The following is an 18,744-nucleotide window of genomic DNA, read 5'->3' on the forward strand; positions in this document are numbered from 1 at the left end:
GGGTCGGGGTGGCGCGTTCCTACCTGACACCCGATGACCAGTGGCACACCATGTGGCGCACCCTGGCGAAGCCTGGCGAATAGTCCCGCGGCAACTCGCCCGGGGCTACTGTCAACTCAGCCGAGAACCTGGGGGCTTGACGTGAGCGGACAACCCAACACCCGCCTTTCGGACCTGTTCGGCATGGCCGGCTGGTCCAAGGGTGAACTCGCGAGGCTGGTCAACCGGCAGGCGGCGGCCATGGGCCACCCCCAGCTGTCGACCGACACCTCCCGGGTGCGGCGTTGGATCGACATGGGGGAGATCCCCCGCGATCCGGTGCCGCGGGTGCTGGCGGCTCTGTTCACCGAGCGTCTCGGCCGTGTCGTGACCATCGAGGACCTCGGTCTGGTCCGGCACGGGCGTGCGGGGAAACGGCAGGACGCCGCCGGGAGTGTGGAACATCCCGACGGTGTGCCGTGGGCGCCCGAGCGGACGGCTGCGGTCCTCACCGAATTCACGGGAATGGACCTCATGCTCAACCGACGCGGCTTGGTGGGCGCGGGTGCCGCGCTCGCCGCGGGATCCGCACTCAGCAGCGCCATGTACGACTGGCTGCACACCGACCCGACTCTCTCCGCCGACGCCCCCCAGTTCGAAGACCCCCTGCACGCCGACCCCGCTGGGTTCGACCGCTATGAGGCCGCCCCCATCGGGTCGCAGGAGATCGAGGAACTGGAGCGCTCGGTGGAGGTGTTCCGGGCCTGGGACGCGGCCCGCGGCGGCGGGCTGCAGCGCAAGGCGGTCGTAGGCCAGCTCAACGAAGTGGGCGGCATGCTCGCCTACCGACACCCCGACCATCTGCAGCGGCGCCTGTGGGGCGTCGCCGCCAACCTCGCCGTACTCGCGGGCTGGATGTCGCACGACGTCGGCCTCGAACCCACGGCCCAGAAGTACTTCGTCATCGCCGCCCACGCGGCCAGAGAAGGCGGCGACCGGCCCCGTGCGGGAGAGGCCCTCTCCCGGGCGGCCCGCCAGATGGTGCACCTCGGCCGGCCCGACGACGCACTCGACCTGATGAAGCTCGCCCAGTCCGGCTCCGGCGACGAGGTGCTGCCACGCACCCGCGCCATGCTCTACACCATCGAGGCCTGGGCACAGGCCTCGATGGGCAAGGGCCAGGCCATGCGCCGCACCCTCGGCCAGGCGGAGGACCTCTTCGTCTCCGACCGGGGCGACGTGCCGCCGCCGAGCTGGATGCAGATGTTCAAGGAGGAGGATCTGTACGGCATGCAGGCCCTGGCCTACCGCACGCTGGCCGAGCACGAGCCCGGCGCGGCCGTGCACGCCCAGCACTACGCGGAGAAGGCCCTGGCCCTGCGGGTCGACGGACGCCAGCGGTCGAAGATCTTCGACTTCCTGTCCATGGCCTCCGCCTGCTTCATCGCCGACGACCCCGAACAGGCGGACCGGTACGCCCGCCTGGCCCTGATGTCGATGGGATCCAACTCCTCCCACCGCACCTGGGACCGGCTGCGCCAGATGTACCGGCTCACCGCGGAGTACTCCAGCTACCCGAAGATCCACGAGTTGCGGGAGGAGATCAAACTGGCACTGCCCAGGCCGGCGTCGAGGGGCGGCAACAGCGCACGGGCATAGGGGGCCTGTGGGGCTGTCGCCGCAACCAGGGTTACGTCACCTGGTGTTGCCCGCTCACACCACCCTGGCGACGAGCACGCAGGCGTCGTCCTCGCGCTCGGCCTCGCCGAACTCCTCCACGACCGTCCGCACGCAGTCCTGTGCGGTGCGCGCCGCGCCGAAGCGCGGGGCCAGGTCGAGGAGCCGGTTCGCCGCCTCCGTGCGGCCACGCCTGGGCACCAGCCCGTCCGTGTGCAGCAGGAGCAGGTCGCCCGCCTCGAGGGTCTCGTGGACCTCCTCGTAGGTGGCGCCCGAGGTCGCGCCCAGCAGGACGCCGTCCGGTGCGTGCAGCCTGCGCCCCGTCCCGTCGCGGAACAGCAGCGGGGCGGGGTGTCCGGCCTGCGCCCAGGTCAGGGTGCGGGTCTCGGGCCGGTAGCGGCAGCAGACGGCGCTGCCGAGGGCCGGTTGCACGGTGGCGTCGAGTAACTGGTTGAGCAGCGACAGCAGTTGACCCGGCCGGGTGCCGGCCATCGCCATGCCGCGCAGGGCGCCGAGCAGCATCGCCATGCCCGAGGTGACGGCGACGCCGTGCCCGGTCAGGTCACCGACGCTCAACAGGGTCTGCCCGTCGGAGAGTTCGAGGGCGTCGTACCAGTCGCCGCCGATCAGCGCGCTCGTCGACGACGGCAGGTAGTGGGCGGCGAGGTCCAGGGTCTCGGGGCCCTGGTGCGGGAGCCGCAGGGAGCCACGCCACGGCGGCAGCACGGCCTCCTGCAGCTCGACCGCGAGCCGGTGCTCGGTCTGCGCGCGGTGCTGGTGGCGCTGCAGCGAGTCACGGGTCTCGCTCACCGCCCTCTGGCTGCGGCGCAGTTCGCTGACGTCCCGCAGTACGGCCCACATGGAGGCGGTGCTGCCGTCGGCGTCGAGCACGGGCTCGCCCATCATGTGCACGGTCCGCACTTCGCCGTCCGGGCGCACGATGCGGAACTCGCCGTCGATGGGCCTGGCGTCGACGAGGCAGTCCGTGACCATCGTCGTCAGCTTCGTCCGGTCCTCGTCCAGGACCAGGGACGGGAGTTCGTCGAGGGTGAGCGGGGGAGCGGCGGGGTCGCGGCCCAGTATCTGGTACAGCTCGCCGGACCAACTCGCCTCGTCCGTGAGGAGGTTCCACTCCGCGCTGCCGACCCTGCTGAGCAGTGAGCCGCGCCGGGGTGCGGGGAGCGCGCCCTGGGTGACCGGCACCGCCTCGGCGGCCTCCGGCGCGGGCGGCGGACCGTCCCGCAGCTGGGCCAAGTGGGCGTCCAGGTCGTTGAGTTGATGCAGTGCCAGGTCGCACAGCGCGCGCTGCCAGCGCTCCTGCGGGTCCGAACCGTCACCGTGCGCGTCCCGCCGTACGGCGTCCACGTCACCCTTGAGCCGCCGCGCCTGCGATATCAGCGCGTCGACCGAGCCGCGGCCCGGCGGCTGGGCGGCTGGGTGATCCGCGGAGAGGTGGGACGGCATGACGCACTCCGATGCGGGGACGGTACGACCAAGGCGGACGGAGGGACCGTTACGACTGTTGCACAGCCCGCGACGCCCTGTAAGGGATTTGGCAACACACGATCCGGTGGTGCTTCTGGCATATGCCACCGTCTTCACGGAGCGTTCCGACTGCGCGCGTCGCCTACGCGACCTGGTGGTCAAGTCGTAGGCGCCGTACGTGACTTGACGCATCGTAGCCGAGGCGAGGCGCGTGTTCACCCGTGTGTTCGACGGGCGTCTGTTCGGCTTCCTTCGTGGGTGACGCAGGTCACACAAACTTGAAAGCGCTTCCGCGTAATGCGAACGGGGTCTGCGGGGTCGTAACAGCATCGGCAATCACGCCGACGTCCGACCAAACGGGGAGAACGACCATGGACATCACCCTCGAGCAGCCCGCGCGGGGCCGCCTGATCACCGCCGACGAGCAGGAGCTGCCCGTCCCGGCCACCCTGCGCTACACCTCCGCGGACCCGCTCGCCGTGCACATCGACTTCCCGCCCGACGTCTCCCTCGACGGCACGGGCGTCACCTGGACCTTCGGCCGCGCCCTGCTCCAGGAGGGCCTGCGCGGTCCGGCCGGCGGCGGCGACGTGCACATATGGCCCTGCGGCCGCGCCCGCACGGTCCTGGAGTTCCACTCGCCCTACGGCCTGGCCCTGCTCCAGTTCGACACGCCGACCCTCCGCCGCTTCCTGCTGCGCACCCTCGCGGTGGTGGCGGCGGGGGAGGAGGAGCTGGGCGACGCCGTCGACCGCGGCCTGAGCGCCCTGTTCGGCAGCGTCTGAGCGCAAGGCGCCCCGCCGGGACCGGCTTTGACTTTTGTTCACCTCGGGGTCGTCCCGCGGGTATGGACCTTGACGATCACCCCGTGCAGCCTTGCGCGCGGTGTGCCGCTGGGGCACTCCTGTGACGAGGACGGGGCGAATGACACCGATCAGCCGAAGAGGCTTCGTGGGGCTCGGCGCCACCGTGGCGGCGGGCATGGCAGTGGGCGCCGGTACTCGAACGGCGGCCGCTGCCCAGAGCGCGGCGACCGGCACGATCTCCGACGTGAAGCACGTGGTGATCCTCATGCAGGAGAACCGCAGCTTCGACCACTACTTCGGGCGCCTCAAGGGCGTCCGGGGCTTCGACGACCGCAGCGGCATCACCCTCGGCGGCGGGTACTCGGTCTTCAACCAGCCGAACGGCTCGGGCCGGCAGTACCCGTGGAAGCTCAGCGCCACCCCGGCCGCGGGCGGCGAGGACGGCGAGACCCTCGCCCAGTGCAACGGCGACCTGCCGCACTCCTGGTCCTCGCAGCACTCCGCGTGGAACAAGGGCCGCCTGGACAACTGGGTCTCCGGCGTGGGCAATGTGCGCTCCCTCGGCTACCTGGACCGCTCCGACATCCCCTTCCACTACGCGCTCGCCGACAACTACACGATCTGCGACGCGTACTTCTGCTCCACGCTCAGCGCGACCGGCCCCAACCGCACCTACCTGTGGAGCGGAAAGGTCGACGCCGGCAGCTACGACGGCGGCGACGAATCCGGCCTGACCTGGCAGAACTACGCCGAGGCCCTGCAGAACGCCGGGGTGACCTGGAAGGTCTATCAGAACGCGGCCGACAACTACGGCGACAACGGCTGCGCCTACTTCAAGACCTTCGCCAATGCCAAGGCCGGGAATCCGCTCTACGACCGGGGCATGTCCTCCGTCCCGAAGGTGACGGGCTCGACCCCTGACGACATCGCCGCCGCCATCAAGGCCGACGTCCTGGCCGGCACCCTCCCGCAGGTCTCCTGGATCGTCCCCAACCAGGCCTTCTCCGAGCACCCCTACGCCCCGCCCGGCGACGGCGCCCACTTCGTCAGCCTCGTCTACCAGGCCCTGGCCGCCGACCCGGACGTCTTCGACTCCACCGTCCTGTTCCTCAACTACGACGAGAACGACGGCTGCTTCGACCACGTCCCGCCCCCGGCCCCGCCCGCCGGAACAGCGGGGGAGTTCCTCAACGGAGTCCCGTACGGCTTCGGCTTCCGCGTCCCGATGATCGTCATCTCGCCCTGGACACGCGGCGGTTGGGTCTCCTCGGAGGTCTTCGAGCACACCTCGGTGCTGCGCTTCCTGGAGACCTGGACGACGGCGCTCGGCAAGCCCGCGAGCTGCCCCAACATCAGTGCCTGGCGCCGCAAGGTCAGCGGCGACCTGACCGGCGTCTTCGACTTCGCCAACCCGGTCCACGGCGCGGTGTCGCTGCCCGCGACGAGCGTCATCGGCTACGCCACCTGCGGGCCGCTGCCCAACCCGGTCCCCACGAACAACGCCCTGCCCGCCCAGGAGCCCGGCACCCGGCCCGCACGCTCACTGCCGTACCAGCCCAACGGCTACCTGGACCGGCTGGAGTTCGGCGGCTCCGGCAAGATCCTCGCCTGGTTCGCCATGGCCAACCAGGGCGGGGCCGCCCAGCGCGCCGCGCACCTCTCCATCCACCCGAACGCCTACCGCGACACCACGCCGTGGCAGTACACGGTCGACCCGGGCGCCACGGCCTCCGACTACTTCAACATCGGCTCCGGGTACGGCGACGGCAAGTACGACCTCACCATGGTCGGCCCCAACCGCTTCCTGCGCCGCTTCCAGGGCGACGCCACGAAGGCCGGCAAGTCGGCCGAGGTGAGCACTCGTTACGCCGTCGAGCCGGGGACCGGCAAGCTCGCGATCTACTTCAGGATGACCAACTCGGGCTCCGCGTCGGTGAAGTTCACCATCACCTCCAACCACTACCGCGGCGACGGGCCGTGGACGTACACCGTCGCCGCGGGCGCTTCGACGGAGGACTTCTTCAACGCGGTGGCGTACCAGAGCGGTTGGTACGACTTCACGGTCACCGTCGACTCCGACGCCACCTGGTCTCGCCGCTTCACCGGGCACCTGGAGACGGGCGCGGCGAGCGTCAGCGGCTGACCTCGGCGCGGACGGCCGTCAGTACCGCAGCACCCCGGCGATCCCGCTCGCGTCGCCGAGCATGCCGTCGGGTACGAAGCGGACGTCCGCGCCGGTCTCCAGGCACTGTTCGACGATCTCGTCCACGATGTCCTGGCGGGAGTCGAGGTCGTCGCTCTCGGCCGGGATCAGATGGCCGTCGAGGACGTCACGCACCGTGACGCGGTAGTTCTCCTCGACGGCCAGCAGCCGGACCCGGCCCTCGCGGGCGCTCTGCCAGACCTCGTCGACACCGGCCGCGAAGGCCTTGCGCCCCCGGGCCGATTCGAGCTCCCGGGCGACCGCGTCGGTGCTTCTGCGGGCCTCGGCCGCGACCATCGGACGTACCGCGTGCCACACCGCCTCGGGCGTGCCGTGCGACAGGCCGCCGTGCGGTACGTGCACGGCCTCCTTGGTGACGCTGCCGACCTCGTCCAGCAGGGACAGCGCCGCCGGCTCACCGGTGACGTACAGCGGCCGCGGCTGTTCGCGCAGCACCATGCCCATCGCGGCGTCGGCGTCCCGCAGGAAGTGCCGGGTGCCCTCGTCGCGGAAGGTGCTCGGCATGTCGCCGATGCGCTCCTGCCGCTCGGCGTCGAAGTTGTCGAGGGTTCTCGTCAGCGGGAAGCCGCCGGAGCGGTCCTCGACGACCCGGTCGGTGCCGCCGCTCCACAGGGTGACCCGGTCCGGGGAGACCGAGAGCACCCAGAACGGCCGCTCGGCGGCCTGCGCGGAGACGAGGTTGCGGGTCAGGAAGGTGTCCGAGAGCACCACGCGCTCCGGCACACTGCGGGCGAGCGACCAGACCTGGTGCTCACCCGGAGCGGCGAAGATCACCAGACCGTCCTCGGCATGCGCCAGATCCACCTCTGCGAGGGCCTGGTCGAGCTGACGGACTACGTCGGAGCGCCGTTCGCGGGTGACCGCGGGATCGGACTCCAGTTGCTTCTTGGCCTCGGCCACGACATTGCGCAGCCGGACCGGATCCTGGGCGTTCTCGGGCTCTCGGCGGTGCGTCGGCGTCAGTACGGACACGGCGGGATAGGGCCGCGGGCGCCGGAGCTCGGACAGGGTTGAGGGACTCAGGTCGTGCTCCATACCAAGCACGATAGGACTGATTCGCCGATCAGGCATTCGGGGCAATCTCGCCAGGAAATCGGGACAAAACGTTGTTAATGTCGCCGCGTGACGCAGGTCGAGAAGGAAACCCGGGCGCCCGAGGCGGCCAAGCTCTCCCTGCCGACGCTCACCACCATGGTGGTCGGCTCGATGGTGGGAGCGGGCGTCTTCTCCCTGCCGCGCCGGTTCGCCGAGGAGACGGGTGTGGCAGGCGCGCTCATCGCCTGGGCCGTCGCCGGCACCGGCATGCTGATGCTGGCCTTCGTCTTCCAGACCCTCGCGGTGCGCAGACCCGACCTCGACGCCGGTGTGTACGCCTACGCCAAGGCCGGCTTCGGCGAATACCTGGGCTTCTTCGCGGCGTTCGGCTACTGGGCCAGCGCCTGCGTCGGCAACGTGACGTACTGGGTGCTCATCATGTCGACGATCGGCGCGATCGCACCCGCGCTGGGCGACGGCGACACCGTGCTCGCGGTGGTGCTCTCCTCGGTGGGCCTGTGGCTGTTCTTCGCGCTCATCAGCCGCGGCGTCAAGGAGGCGGCGGCGATCAACCGGATCGTCACGGTCGCCAAGGTCGTACCGATCCTGGTCTTCGTCGTCCTCGCGCTCTTCTACCTCAAACCCCATGTCTTCGCCGAGAACTTCGGCGGCGCCGACTACGCGGGCTCCCTGTTCAGCCAGGTCCGGGGCACGATGCTGGCCACCGTCTTCGTGTTCCTGGGCGTCGAGGGCGCCAGCGTCTACTCCCGGCACGCCAGACGCCGCGAGGACGTCGGACGGGCCACGATCCTCGGCTTCCTCAGCGTCTTCGCGGTCTTCGCCTCGGTGACGATCGTGTCGTACGGCCTGATGCCGATGGCCGAGATCGCCAAGCTGCGCCAGCCGTCCATGGCCGGCGTTTTGGAGCACGCGGTCGGCACCTGGAGCAAGGTCTTCGTCAGCGTCGGCCTGATCGTGTCCGTGCTCGGCGCCTACCTCGCCTGGACGCTGATGGCCGCCGAGGTGCTGTTCGTCGCCGCCAAGGACGACGACATGCCGCGCTTCCTGAAGCGCTCCACGGCCGCCGACGTACCCCTGCCCGCGCTGGTGATGACGACCCTGCTCAGCCAGATCGTCCTCGTCGTCACGATGTTCTCGGACGACGCCTTCAACTTCGCCCTGGACCTCACGAGCGCGCTGACCCTGATCCCCTTCTTCCTGGCGGCCGCCTTCGCCGTGCGCATCGCCCTGCGCGGCCGGCGCGGCGAGCTGGCCGTCGCCGTCCTCGCCACCGTCTACACCGCGTTCCTCGTCTACGCGGCCGGCCTCAAGTTCGTCCTCGTCTCCTTCATCGTCTACGCCCCCGCCACCGTCCTGTTCGTGATGGCCCGCCGGGAACAGGGCAGACGGCCGTTCTCCCCGCCTGAACTCGTGATCCTGGCCGTCTCGGTGGCCGGCGCCGTGCTGGGGATCCTCGCCCTGGCGCTGGGCTGGATCAGCCTCTGACCCCCTCGGCCTCCGGAAAGGTGCACCGTGACCAATCAAGACCCCCCTCCCGCGTACGGCGTCCACTCCGAGGTCGGCAGGCTGCGCAAGGTACTGGTCTGCGCGCCCGGGCTCGCCCACCGCAGGCTCACCCCGACCAACTCCGACGACCTGCTCTTCGACGACGTCATGTGGGTGGAGAACGCCCAGCGCGACCACGCCGACTTCGTCAACAAGCTGCGCGAACGCGACGTCGAGGTGGTCGAGCTGCACGACCTGCTCGCCCGGACCCTGACCGTGCCGGGCGCCCGGGACTGGCTCCTGGACCGGAAGATCGTCGCCAACGAGGTCGGCATCGGCCTCATCGACCCCACCCGCGCCTATCTGGAGTCCCTGGAGCCCGAGCGGCTCGCCAAGTACCTGATCGGCGGCCTCGCCACCGGGGACCTGCCCGAGGAGTACCGCACCGGATACCTCGCGCTGGCCCGCGAGTCGACCGGGGTGCGCGAGTACCTGATGCCGCCGCTGCCCAACACCCTCTACACCCGCGACACGACCTGCTGGCTCTATGGCGGAGTCACCCTCAACCCGCTGTACTGGCCCGCCCGGCACGACGAGACCCTCCTCATGAAGGCGATCTACAGCTTCCACCCCGACTACACCGGCTCCACCGTGTGGTGGGGGGACCCCGAACTCGACTGGGGACAGGCGACGTTCGAGGGCGGCGACATCATGCCCGTAGGGAACGGCGTCGTCCTCATGGGCATGAGCGAGCGCACCTCGCGGCAGGCCATCACCCAGGTCGCCAAGGCGCTCTTCGAGGGCGGCGCCGCCCAGCACGTCGTGGTCGCCGGCATGCCCAAGCTGCGGTCCGCGATGCACCTCGACACCGTGTTCACCTTCGCCGACCGCGACCTGGTGACGCTCTACCCGACCATCATGGACGGCGTGCACACCTTCTCCCTGCGGCCGAGCGACAAGGCGCCGGGCATCGAACTCACCGACGAGGGCTCGACCCCGTTCGTCGACGTGGTCGCCAAGGCACTCGGCCTGCCGGAGCTGCGGGTCGTGGAGACCGGCGGGGACGTGTACGCCTCCGAGCGCCAGCAGTGGGACAGCGGCAACAACGCGGTCGCCCTGGAGCCCGGGGTGGTCTTCACCTACGACCGCAACACCCAGACCAACACCCTGCTGCGCAAGGCGGGCATCGAGGTCGTCACCATCACGGGCGCCGAACTGGGCCGGGGCCGCGGCGGCGGCCACTGCATGACCTGCCCGATCGTGCGCGACCCCGTCGAGTTCTAGCCCTTCCCGGCCACCGGCTCGATCACCGCGATGTTCCCCTGCGCGACGGCGCACAGGGTCTCCGTGCCCTCCCCGTCGACCGTGACCACGTCGCAGCGGCTCACCACCCGCGTGCGGCCCGCCCGCACCACCTCGCCGTGCGCGCGCAGCAGCCGGCCCGTGGCCGGGCGCAGGTAGTCGATGGTGAAACCGGACGTGATCAGACCCGACCCCACGACGGTGCCCGCAGCCAGCGTCAGCGTGTTGTCCGCCGCGTACGAGAGCACCCCGCCGTGCACGAAGCCGTACTGCTGGAGCAGCTCCTCGCGGACGTCCAGTTCGAGGCTGGCCGTGCCCTCCCCGAACGCCGTGATCCGGGCGCCCAGCAGCCTGCTGAAGGGCTGCTCCGCCAGGATCTTCCGGGCGAGCTCCAGATCCATCGTCCCGCTCACGCCCTCACCTCACTTCACTGGTGAAGTGAGGGTGGCGCGGCCGGGTGTCCTCTGTCAAGATCGGCCCATGTCCGAGCCCGACCAGCGCCTCTACTTCCTGTTGCAGCGGGCGGCACACCGGCTGCGCACGACCCAGGACCGCCGCTGCCTGGCCGCCGCCGGAGTCACCACCGCGCAGCTCGGCGCGCTGTTCGCCGTCAAGGACCAGCCGAGCATCACCCAGCAGGAACTGGCCCGCACCCTCGGACTGCGGGAATCCGCGGTCACCGCGCTCGTCGCCCGGCTCACCGCCGCGCGGCTGCTCACGAAGGAACCGCACCCGCTCCAGCACCGGGCCGTGGTCCTGGAGCTGACGGACGCCGGAGCCGAGGCCCTGCGGGCCGCGCAGCCGGAGATCGACCGCTTCAACGCCGAACTGCGCGCCCTGCTCGGCGACGAGGGCTTCGTACGGACGGCGGGCGCCCTGCACCGCCTCGCCCACTGGGAGGCGTGAGCTCGCTGGGAGGCGTGAACTCACTCCTCGTCCGGCCCGCAGGAACTTCCCGTCGGCGGCAGCGAGCCGTACAGCAGGAAGTCGTCGACCTTGCCGTGCACGCACTTCGAGGAGGCGTAACCGGTGTGGCCCTCGCCCTTGTTGTCGAGGACCACGGCCGAGGAGCCGAGCCGCTTCGCGGTCTCCACCGTCCAGCGGTACGGCGTCGCCGGGTCGCCGCGCGTGCCGACCAGGAGCATCTTCGCGGAGTGGACGTCCCGCACCTTGTCGCGGATGAAGTCGGTGCCCTTCGGGCGGCCGTAGCACATCAGCACCTCGGTGAGCCGGTAGCGGCCGAAGACGGGGGAGGCCTGCTCGTACTCGGCGCGCAGCCGGCCGAGGCTCCTGGTGATCCGGTCGGCGGAGGGGCGGTCGGGGTCGTCCGCGCAGTTGATCGCCATCAGCGCGGCGGGGAGGTTGTCCAGCGGGACGTCGTTCGCGTCGACCAGGCCGCCGCCGTCGGCCTTCCCCCGGCCGGCCGGTGCCATCCCGCCGGTGGCGAAGCCCATGATCCCGCGGGTGTCGCCGTCCTCGACGAGTTGGGCGAGGGCGCGCTCCAGCGAGGGCCACAAGTCCTGGCTGTACAGGGCCTGTCCGATGGCGCCCACCAGGTCCTGCCCGGTGAACTGCTGCCCGAGGTCGGTCGGTACGGGGTCCTCGTCGAGCGAGTGGACCAGCTGGACGACCTGGTCCCGGCCGTCGCGCGCGTCCTGGCCGAACGGGCAGGCGATGTCCTTGGCGCACCAGTCGACGAAGTCGTCCAGCGCCGTCTGCTGCCCCTCGGCACCCGCGATGCCCTGCTCGGACATCGGCTCGGTCAGGGTGTCCACCCCGTCGAGCACCAGCCGGCCCACCTTCTTGGGGAACTGGGCGGCATACACCGCGCCGAGCCGTGTCCCGTAGGAGAAACCGAGGTAGTTGAGCTTCTTGTCGCCGAGGGCCTGCCGCATCACGTCCATGTCGCGCGAGGCGTTCACCGTGCCGATGTACGGAAGGACCGGCCCCGAATGCTTGGCGCACTGGTCGGCCGCCTGCTTCAACTGCCGCAGCACGGCCTGCGGATCGCTCACGTCGGCGTCCTCGTCGGTCGCCGCCGAGGCCTCGTCGGAGCCGTCGCCGCAGCTGACCGGCGAGGACCGGCCGACGCCGCGCGGATCGAAGGTCACCACGTCGTAGCCGTTGGTGAGGCCCATGAAGTCCTTGCCGCCGGCGGCGAGTTCGGGCACACCGGCGCCGCCCGGACCGCCGAAGTTCAGCAGCACCGAGCCCCGCTTCTTGCCGGTGGCGCGATAACGGGCGAGCGCCAGGTCGAGCGTCCCCGTCCGCGGCCTGGCGTAGTCGAGGGGCACCGTGACCTTGCCGCACTGCAGGTCCGCGGGCATGCCGTCGCCCTTGCACCTCGACCACGTGATCTTCTGCCGGTAGAAGCGTGACAGGTCGGGTCCGGTGCCGTCCGAGGCCACCGCCGGCAGTCCCGCCGCCAGCAGCGCCAGAGCGGCGGTACCGGTCACCGCGCAGCGCCGGGCGGCGGACCGCGTTGACAGCTTGGCCAGCATCGATGCCTCCAGGGACGGCGTCCTCGATCACGATAGGCGGACCCCGCGGGCCCCGCCTCCGGGCGAGCGGGACCGCGAGAGGTGCCCTATCCTGTGCGCCCTTCCGGGTGAACAGTGCGGTTTTGCTGCTAGTTCGATAACCGGGCCGCTCGATGGGGTGAAAGGCCGATAAGCCATAACTCGGATGGTTCGCCCGCGTTTTAAGCGGTGCGGGCCGATGCCCGCCTCCCCGGTGCGGGCAGCCGCCCGCGACCATGTCTGGAAGGCAGGGAACCTATGCGAAGGGTTACCCGGAACGGTGTGCTCGCCGTCGCCGCGGCCTCGGGCGCGATGGCCCTGACGGCGCCGGCCCAGGCCGACTCCTCGGCGGACGGCGCGACGGCCGGATCGCCCGGTCCGATCTCCGGCAACACCGTCCAGCTCCCGGTCCACGTGCCGGTGAACGTGTGCGGGAACACCGTGAACGTGGCGGGGCTCCTCGACCCCGCCGCGGGCAACAGCTGCGCCGACGAGGGCGGCCACAAGGCACCGGACGGGCCCGCGTCGCACGGCGGCGAGGCGTCCGGCAGCGAAGCACACGGCAGCGGAAAGGATTCGCCCGGTGTGCTCTCCGGCAACGGCGTCCAGCTCCCGGTCCACCTCCCGGTGAACGTCAGCGGCAACACGGTCAGCGTCGTCGGCGCGGGCAACGCCTCGGTCGGCAACGAGTCCGTGAACACGCCCGGTGACCACCCCACCGGGCACACGCCGGAACCGTCCACCCCGCCCAGGTCCCACCCGCGACCGGGCCCGGGCGACCGGTCCGTCCCCGAACACCCGGTGGCCTCCCTGGCCCACACCGGCACCGACGAGGCGCTGCCCACCGCGGTCACCGGCGCCGCGCTGGTGCTGGGCGGATTCGCGCTCCGCCGGCGTTTCCGCGCCGCGCGCTGACGGCTCGTACCGACCATCCGAAAGGCCCCGCCGTGCCGACGGCAGGCGGGGCCCGAGCCGTCCAGGCCCGACCGGTGGGGCCCGTCGCCCGTGAACGGACTTCGGCGTCGCCGCGGCGGAGCTCCGGCCGAGGGGTCCTGGGAAGTCGGCTGCGGTAGGGCAGTGCTGCCAATCTGCGGATCCGCCACGGGACGCGGGCAGCCACGACGGCGCCGCAGTCGACCCACGACCCCATCGCCGCCCCCGCGCGGAGCGCTCAGCGGGCCCTCGCGGTCAGCAGGACCATTCCGGAGTCGCCGTAGTCGGGCAGGGTCGGATCCGTGTCGATGCGGGTGACGGTCAGGTCGCGGGTCAGCGGGGCGAAGACCTCGGTGACCGTCCGCGGATCCACCGGGCAGCCCGGCCAGCGCGAGGCCGGGCCGATCCGGTAGGTCGGCATGTTCTCCATGAACGCGGCCACCAGCCACCCGCCCGGCACCACGCACCGCACGAACGCACGGCAGAAGTCGGCGAACTCCGCGAAGTCCTCGGTGGCGCCCTCGGCGACGAAGTGCATGGACGCCAACTCGTAGCCACCGGGGGCGAGTTCGCGGACGTCGGCATGCATGACACGGACGTGCGCGAGTGCCCCGGCGAGCGTGGCCGGCAGGTCGGGGTTGAGGCGTCGGCACAGGGCGTGGAACGGCAGCCAGCTGGACTCCGGCCCGCACACGAGCTGCCGTTCCAGATAGGCGACGTTGCCGGCGCCCGCGTCGACGGCGTCGATCCGGCGGCTCACCGCGGCCGCGAGGATGAGCGGATAGAGGTTGGGGCCCGCGCCGAACTCGACGGAACGGCCGACGGAGCCGGGTGCGAGGCGGCGGTAGAACGCCGAGTGGTGGGCGATGACCGCGGCGTCGGACGGGTGCAGGTCCCGGTAGTTCTCCGCCAGGTAGTCCACGATCGGCCAGCGGTCCCAGTCCACGTCGTCGTTGTGCGTCGTCATGGCAGGCTCAGCCCTTCGGCTTCAGCGGGAACCGCGCGGCCAGCCGGGTCAGCGTGCCGTTCAACCGGTCGATGTCCTCGTCGGAGTTGAGCGCCGTGATCTGCACCCGGAAACCGACCCGGTCGCGCGGTACGAGGGGATAGGCGGCCAGCGTCACGTAGATGCCCTCCTCCCACAGGAACGCGGCGACCGCGTCCAGGTCCTCCGGATCGGCGAGGGGGATCTCGATGATCGGCAGCCGGTCCCGGTTGAGCGTGCCGACGTCCAGCCCGTCGAGATGGTCGAGCACGGCGACCGTCCTGCGGTACAGGTCGGCACGCAGGGCGTCGCCGCGCCGCTCGTTGACGTCGAGACCGGCCAGCGTGGTGGCGAGGGACGCGGTGGGGGACGGACCCGAGTACAGATACGGTGCCGCGGCCGTCTTCAGCCGGTCCTTCAGCCCGGTCGGCAGCGCGAGGAAGGCGAGCAGCGAGGAGTACGCCTTGGAGAAGCCGGCGGCGAGCACGATCCCGTCGTACGACTCGCCGGTGTGCCGCACCACCCCGTTGCCGCGCGAACCGTACGGGCAGGGCTCGCGCGGGCCGCGCTCGCCGATCACGCCGAAGCCGTGGGCGTCGTCGACGTACAGCGTCGCGCCCGAGGCACGGCAGACCGAGGCAAGGGCGGGCAGGTCCGGGATGTTGCCGCTCATGCTGTTGACGCCGTCCAGGCACACCAGTCGGGGCAGGCCCGCGGGCACCGAGGCGAGCAGGGCCGCCAGTTCGTCGGGCCGTTCGGCGTGGAAGCGGTGCAGGGTGGCGCCCTGCCCGCGGGCCACCACGCAGCCGTCGTACACCGTGCGGTGCGCGGTCGCCTCGACGAAGACATGGCCGCCCTCGGCGAGGACCGGTATCACCGAGGAGTGGATCAGGGTGAGCGTCGGCAGCAGCAGCGTGTCCGGCGCGCCCAGCAGCGCGGCCAGCCGGGCCTCGATCTCCGGGTACAGGCGCGGGCTGCCCAGCAGACGGGACCAGCTGGGGTGGGTGCCCCAGCGCCGTACCGCGGGATCCACGGCCGCGATGATCTCCGGGTCCCAGTCGAAGCCGAGGTAGTTGCAGGACGCGAAGTCGATCAGCCAGTGGCCACGGCTGCGGATCCGGCGGCCGCGCACCTCGTCCAGGACCGCGTCGCTCATCGGGCTGGTGCGCCGCAGATGCTCCAGGTCGGTGCGGAGCGCGGCCTGCCGCTCGCGCAGCCCGGGCCGCCCGTCGGGGGAGCGGGCCGGCTTCGTGTCGGCCTCCCGGGAGAGAAGCCCCTCGCGCCGCCGTAGCACCCGCTCGCTCTGTTCCACCGTCATCGGCTTGGCGAAGAGGAAGCCCTGCCCGAACCGGCAGCCCATGCTCGCCAGCAGATCCCGCTGCGCCGTGTCCTCGATCCCCTCGGCGATCACCTGCAGCCCCAGCGTGTCGGCGATCCGCACGATGCCCTCGACCAGCGCGACCTGCTGGGTGTCCCGGGTGATGTCGTCGATGAACGTCTTGTCGATCTTCAGTACGTCGATCGGGAAGTCGCGCAGATAGCGCAGCGAGGAGAAGCCGGTCCCGAAGTCGTCGACCGCGATGTGCACGCCCAGCTCCTTCAGGGCCCGCAGCACCGCCTGGATCTGGGCGTCACGGCGCAGCAGCACCGTCTCGGTGAGCTCCAGTTGCAGGGAACCGGGCGCGAGACCGGGCGTGCGCAGCGCCGCGCCGACCTGGTCCACGAACCCGCTGTCGCGGAACTGCCGCGCCGACACGTTCACGCTCACGTACGGCGGCGCGCCCGCCCCGGGCAGCTGTTGCAGCCCGGCGATGTCGCTCACCGCGTTCTCCAGCACCCAGGCCCCGAGCGGCGCGATGTGCCCGGTCTCCTCGGCCAGCGAGATGAACTGTTCCGGCATGACCGGCTGGTGCGGCGCGTGCGGCCAGCGCACCAGCGCCTCGAAGCCGACCACCTCGCCGACCGCGATGTCGACGACCGGCTGGTAGCGCAGCGCGAACTCCTTGTCGGCGACGGCCTGGGCGAGCCGGCTCTGCAGATCGTGCCGCTCGACCATGCGGGTGTGCAGCAGCGGCTGGAAGCGGCGCCACTGCCGCTTGCCGGCCGCCTTCGCCGCGTACAGCGCGAGGTCGGCGTGGCTGAGCAGCTCGTCCGCGTCCGTGCTGTCGCGGGCGGTGGCCACGCCCACGCTGGCGGAGACGGTCACCGACTCCTCCGCGAGGTCGAAGGGCCTGGTCAGCGTCTGGATGACCTGGGCCGCCAGCAGCTCGGCGTCCAGCGGTTCGCGGGCGTCCTCCATGAGTACGGCGAACTCGTCGCCGCCGAGTCGGGCTGCGGTGTCGGTGCGCCGGAGCGTCTTGGAGAGCCGGTTGCCGACGGAGATCAGGAGGTGGTCGCCGGCCGAGTGCCCGAGGGTGTCGTTGACCTCCTTGAAGTCGTCCAGGTCGATGAAGAGGAGGCAGGTGAGCGAGGACTCGCGGCGGCCGCGCAGCAGGGCGCGTTCCAGCCGCTCCAGGAGCAGGGTCCGGTTGGGCAGGCCGGTCAGCGAGTCGTGGAAGGCCCGTTGGGTGAGCTCGTGCGCCAGCCGTCGCTGCTCGGTCACGTCGCGCAGGGTGACGACCAGGCCGGCCACGGTCCGCTCGTCCCGGAAGTCGCTGCACCGCACCTCCACCTCGACGCGGCCGGCCCGGTGCCGTATCCACCAGTGGTCGTGGGTGGCCCGCGGCCCGGTGTCGCGCACCGCGGTCAGCTCGCGTGCCGCACGGCTGCGGTCCCGCGGGTCGACGAGGTCCGGCAGCTTGGCGCCGACGAGTTCGGCGGTACCGAAGACGGCCGCCGCCGACGGGCTGGCGTACCGGATGGTGTCGTCGTCCTCCAGGATGAGGATCACGTCCGAGGCGTTGCGCACCAGGGTGCGGAAGTACGCCTCGCTCTCCCGCATGACGATCTCCTGGCGCAGGGCGATCCGTTCCAGGGCCAGGCCCGCGTGTGAGGCCAGGATCTCCATGGAGCGCCGGGTCTCGGTGAGCGGCCCGGCCGGCGCGGCGACCAGGAGCACGCCGGGGACCTCGCCGGAGGGGCGCTCGGGCGGGGTCATCAGGCACACCAGGACGGTCTCCGGTGCGCCCGGCTGGGCGGGTATGCCGGCGCCCAGGTCGCGGAAGTCCACCAACTGCCCGTGGTGGGGCGCCAGGTCCACGGCCCGCTCGGCGGGCAGCAGCAGCGTGCGATGGTCGACGACGGTGCCCAGCAGCCGGTCGACGGCCGTCTCGCACGATCTCGCGACCTCCTGCTGGCGCACCGCGGAGACCAGTGAGGCGGCGGCCCGGCGCAGCGCCAGCTCCCGGGCCACCGCCTTGCGGTGGGCCACGACCATGCCCGACAGACGCAGGATGACCAGCAGGAACAGCAGCCCGGAGAAGGCGGCGATGACGGCCGCGTCGTGGGCGGAGCGGGTCAGCCCCTCGTAGAGCAGGATGCCCGGCGCGATCAGCGTGGCCACGGCCAGCATCAGCAGCCGGCGCGGGCGCGGCAGCAGGGACTCCCGCTGCGAACCGGCGGCGGTCAGCTCCACCATCGCCGGGTGCAGGGCCGCCTGCCCCCAGGCCGTGTAGAAGACGATCCACCCGGCGTCGAGCACCGTGCCCGCCTGCCACATCGAGTTCAGCTGGAGAATCCCGTACGCGATGTCGAAGCCGAGCAGCGTGAGCGTGCCGACGACCAGGAGCTGCACCGACCGGTTGTGGCCGTCGGCCGGGCTCGGGGTGAGCAGCCGGGCGAGGAGGGCCAGCACGAGCACGTCGCCGAGCGGATAGGCGATGCTGATCGCCCGCTCCTGCCAGGTCAGCCCCTCCAGATGCGTCAGCGGCTGCACCAGGTACACCCACACGGGCAGCGCGAGACCCGCCGTGAAGATCAGCGCGTCCAGCAGGCTCGGCAGGTCGTGGCCCGTCCAGCGGTAGCGGACCAGACCGGACAGCCCCACGGCGAACAGCACGTAGTTGGCGAGGTAGAGGGCGTCCGAGGGGGAGGGGAACGGGTTGGAGGCGTGGAAGTACTGCTCCACCACGTTGTAGTACGTGTCGCCCGCGACGAACGTGACCAGGCCGGCGGCCAGCACCCACCAGGGCCAGCTGTGCGCGGGCCGGTTCACCCGGCAGCCGGCCACCACGGCCGCGGCACCGGACAGCCCGATGACCGCCCACGCGGGTGCGCGCGCACCGGGAACCGTCAGATAGACAACCGTGGCGACGACCACCAGCGTGCCGTGAGCGGCCATCAGCCGATGTGCCG

General features: G+C 71.4%; 13 protein-coding genes. 7 read left to right on the forward strand and 6 right to left on the reverse strand.

Annotated elements, in window-relative coordinates; genetic code table 11:
- The first annotated feature begins 141 nt into the window (after window positions 1-141).
- The gene (locus MQP27_RS45330) at window positions 142-1,638 is read left to right on the forward strand and encodes a DNA-binding protein NsdB (RefSeq protein WP_242776828.1); all 1,497 of its coding nucleotides are present in this window, start codon (window positions 142-144) and stop codon (window positions 1,636-1,638) included.
- Between the two features lie 54 nt (window positions 1,639-1,692).
- On the opposite strand, the gene MQP27_RS45335 is transcribed toward MQP27_RS45330, so the two are convergent.
- Window positions 1,693-3,120 carry a PP2C family protein-serine/threonine phosphatase gene (locus MQP27_RS45335; RefSeq protein WP_242776830.1) on the reverse strand — a complete coding sequence of 476 codons (1,428 nt, stop codon included), beginning with the start codon at window positions 3,118-3,120 and terminating at the stop codon, window positions 1,693-1,695.
- A gap of 392 nt (window positions 3,121-3,512) precedes the next feature.
- Here MQP27_RS45335 and MQP27_RS45340 point away from each other — a divergent pair, with 392 nt between their 5' ends.
- Window positions 3,513-3,926, forward strand: coding sequence for an SsgA family sporulation/cell division regulator (locus tag MQP27_RS45340; RefSeq protein ID WP_242776832.1), 414 nt, complete (start codon window positions 3,513-3,515; stop codon window positions 3,924-3,926).
- Window positions 3,927-4,065: 139 nt separating this feature from the next.
- Window positions 4,066-6,090 carry a phosphocholine-specific phospholipase C gene (locus MQP27_RS45345; RefSeq protein WP_242776834.1) on the forward strand — a complete coding sequence of 675 codons (2,025 nt, stop codon included), beginning with the start codon at window positions 4,066-4,068 and terminating at the stop codon, window positions 6,088-6,090.
- Window positions 6,091-6,108: 18 nt separating this feature from the next.
- On the opposite strand, the gene MQP27_RS45350 is transcribed toward MQP27_RS45345, so the two are convergent.
- Entirely contained in the window at window positions 6,109-7,206 is a 1,098-nt protein-coding gene (locus MQP27_RS45350) for a baeRF3 domain-containing protein (protein ID WP_242776836.1), read from the reverse strand.
- An 87-nt stretch (window positions 7,207-7,293) separates the two neighbouring features.
- On the opposite strand from MQP27_RS45350, the gene MQP27_RS45355 reads away from it, so the two are divergent.
- Window positions 7,294-8,712, forward strand: coding sequence for a basic amino acid/polyamine antiporter (locus MQP27_RS45355; RefSeq protein WP_242776838.1), 1,419 nt, complete (start codon window positions 7,294-7,296; stop codon window positions 8,710-8,712).
- Between the two features lie 27 nt (window positions 8,713-8,739).
- Complete coding sequence (locus MQP27_RS45360) at window positions 8,740-9,996, forward strand: arginine deiminase (RefSeq protein ID WP_242776840.1); 1,257 nt, start codon at window positions 8,740-8,742, stop codon at window positions 9,994-9,996.
- Here MQP27_RS45360 and MQP27_RS45365 read toward each other — a convergent pair.
- On the reverse strand, window positions 9,993-10,415 hold the full coding sequence (locus tag MQP27_RS45365; RefSeq protein ID WP_242776914.1) for a PaaI family thioesterase: 423 nt from the start codon (window positions 10,413-10,415) through the stop codon (window positions 9,993-9,995). The two genes, MQP27_RS45360 and MQP27_RS45365, sit on opposite strands and share 4 nt — an antisense overlap.
- A 79-nt stretch (window positions 10,416-10,494) precedes the next feature.
- Here MQP27_RS45365 and MQP27_RS45370 point away from each other — a divergent pair, with 79 nt between their 5' ends.
- The gene (locus MQP27_RS45370) at window positions 10,495-10,920 is read left to right on the forward strand and encodes a MarR family winged helix-turn-helix transcriptional regulator (RefSeq protein ID WP_242776842.1); all 426 of its coding nucleotides are present in this window, start codon (window positions 10,495-10,497) and stop codon (window positions 10,918-10,920) included.
- A gap of 20 nt (window positions 10,921-10,940) precedes the next feature.
- Here the strand turns inward: MQP27_RS45370 and MQP27_RS45375 are convergent, their stop codons facing one another.
- Window positions 10,941-12,515 carry an alpha/beta hydrolase gene (locus MQP27_RS45375; RefSeq protein WP_242776844.1) on the reverse strand — a complete coding sequence of 525 codons (1,575 nt, stop codon included), beginning with the start codon at window positions 12,513-12,515 and terminating at the stop codon, window positions 10,941-10,943.
- A gap of 276 nt (window positions 12,516-12,791) precedes the next feature.
- On the opposite strand from MQP27_RS45375, the gene MQP27_RS45380 reads away from it, so the two are divergent.
- Window positions 12,792-13,448, forward strand: coding sequence for a chaplin (locus MQP27_RS45380; protein ID WP_242776846.1), 657 nt, complete (start codon window positions 12,792-12,794; stop codon window positions 13,446-13,448).
- A gap of 256 nt (window positions 13,449-13,704) precedes the next feature.
- Here the strand turns inward: MQP27_RS45380 and MQP27_RS45385 are convergent, their stop codons facing one another.
- Window positions 13,705-14,433 (reverse strand): NNMT/PNMT/TEMT family class I SAM-dependent methyltransferase, encoded by a 729-nt coding sequence (locus MQP27_RS45385; RefSeq protein WP_242776848.1) that lies wholly within the window; start codon window positions 14,431-14,433, stop codon window positions 13,705-13,707.
- Between the two features lie 7 nt (window positions 14,434-14,440).
- Window positions 14,441-18,730, reverse strand: a complete 4,290-nt coding sequence (locus MQP27_RS45390; protein ID WP_242776850.1) for an aminotransferase class I/II-fold pyridoxal phosphate-dependent enzyme — start codon at window positions 18,728-18,730, stop codon at window positions 14,441-14,443.
- Window positions 18,731-18,744 lie beyond the last annotated feature (14 nt).

Source organism: Streptomyces cylindrosporus (genome assembly GCF_022698165.1).
GTDB lineage: Bacteria > Actinomycetota > Actinomycetes > Streptomycetales > Streptomycetaceae > Streptomyces > Streptomyces cylindrosporus.